Source organism: Acidobacteriota bacterium (assembly GCA_030949985.1).
Lineage (GTDB): Bacteria > Acidobacteriota > Polarisedimenticolia > J045 > J045 > JALTMS01.
Map to the genome: position 1 here is coordinate 1 of JAUZRX010000062.1, position 1,435 is coordinate 1,435.

Genomic DNA, 1,435 nt, shown 5'->3' on the forward strand with positions numbered 1-1,435 from the left:
ACCTCCTCCGCCCCGGGGTGCACGCTGGGTTCCCCGTCGTCGCAATCCCCCCCCGCCCGCCCGGACCCCGCCAGCGTGCAGCACACCCCCGTCAGCGCGTCGTCCCCGCCCAACCCGGCCCCCACCGCGTCCAGGTACCAGAGATCCTCCCCCACCACCGGCGGGTCGTCCGCCACCCCGTCGCAGTCGTCGTCCAGCCCGTTGCAGCGCTCCGCAGCCCCCGGGTGCACCTGCGCGTCCCCGTCGTCGCAGTCCCCGCCCGCCTGCACCCACGCGGGGGCCGGCGGCGCACAGCTCGACACCCCCAGCGCCTCCTCCCCGTACCCGTCGCCGTCGAGGTCCGGGTACCAGGTCGGCGGGTCCACCGTCGGCGCCTCGTCCACCTCCCCATCGCAGTCGTCGTCCAGCCCGTTGCAGCGCTCCGCAGCCCCAGGCCACGCTTCCGGGTCCCCCTCGTTGCAGTCCCCCCCCACCTCCACGTACTCCGGCCCGGGCGGGCTGCACGAGGCCAGCCCCGAGCCAGAACCCACCCCGTCGCCGTCGAGGTCCGGGTACCACACCCGGTCGGTGTCCGGCCCCGTCTCGTCCACCTCCCCGTCGCAGTCGTTGTCCACGCCGTCGCACACCTCCCGACCATGGGGGTGCACCTGCGCGTCCCCGTCGTCGCAGTCCCCCTCCCGCTCGTTGAACCCGTCGCCGTCCCCGTCGTCCAGCTCCGGAAGGGCCGCCCGGTACTCCGACGGCGTCGTCAGGCAGCCCGCGAGGGCGGCCAGGAGGCACCACCCGCTCACCACCCGGTCCCCTCCACGATGTAGAGCGCGCCGTGGCGGTTGTCGTACTGGTCGGAGCACACCAGGAGGTCGGGCCCGCCATCCCCCGTGACGTCGCCGGGGCCGGCCGCCCACGGGTAGTAGTCCGCGTCCTCGTCGCCCTCCAGGTGGATGTCCGCCATCGATGCGTGCCGCGTGCCGGGCACGTCGAAGGGACCGAGGAAGACGTAGGCGTCCGAGGGGTCGGAGCCGCCGCCGCTGGCGAACACGTCGGGCCAGCCGTCCAGGTCCAGGTCCCCCACGTCCTCCACGACCCGCCCCAGGCCGTTCGACAGGTCGGTGTCCCCCCGGAAGCGCACCTGCGCGTCGGCGTCCAGATCCATGTCGCGCAGCACCGTCTCCCCCTGCACCAGCCACGCGCTGTCCCCGCCCCAGTCCCCGACCAGGACGTCGGGCAGGCCGTCGCCGGTGGCATCCCCCACCGACTCCACGGACTCGCCAAGCTCGTTGTAGGTCTCCTCACCCCCGTTGTCCCAGACCACGTCCGCGTCCAGGTCGAGGTGGTCGCCGACCACCGGGCCCCGGAAGACCACCACCGCGCCCGCGCTGCCGTAGTAGTTGTGCACGCCGACGACGAGATCGTCCACGCCATCGCCGTCGAGATC

General features: G+C 74.1%; 2 protein-coding genes. Both read right to left on the bottom strand.

Features of this window, described 5'->3' with window-relative positions; translation table 11 throughout:
• A partial coding sequence (locus tag Q9Q40_12740; protein MDQ7008091.1) for a putative metal-binding motif-containing protein occupies nucleotides 1–791 on the bottom strand: 791 nt, incomplete at its 3' end.
• The coding region (locus Q9Q40_12745) for a hypothetical protein (protein ID MDQ7008092.1) at nucleotides 788–1,435 on the bottom strand (648 nt) is incomplete at its 5' end. The genes Q9Q40_12745 and Q9Q40_12740, both read right to left, overlap by 4 nt.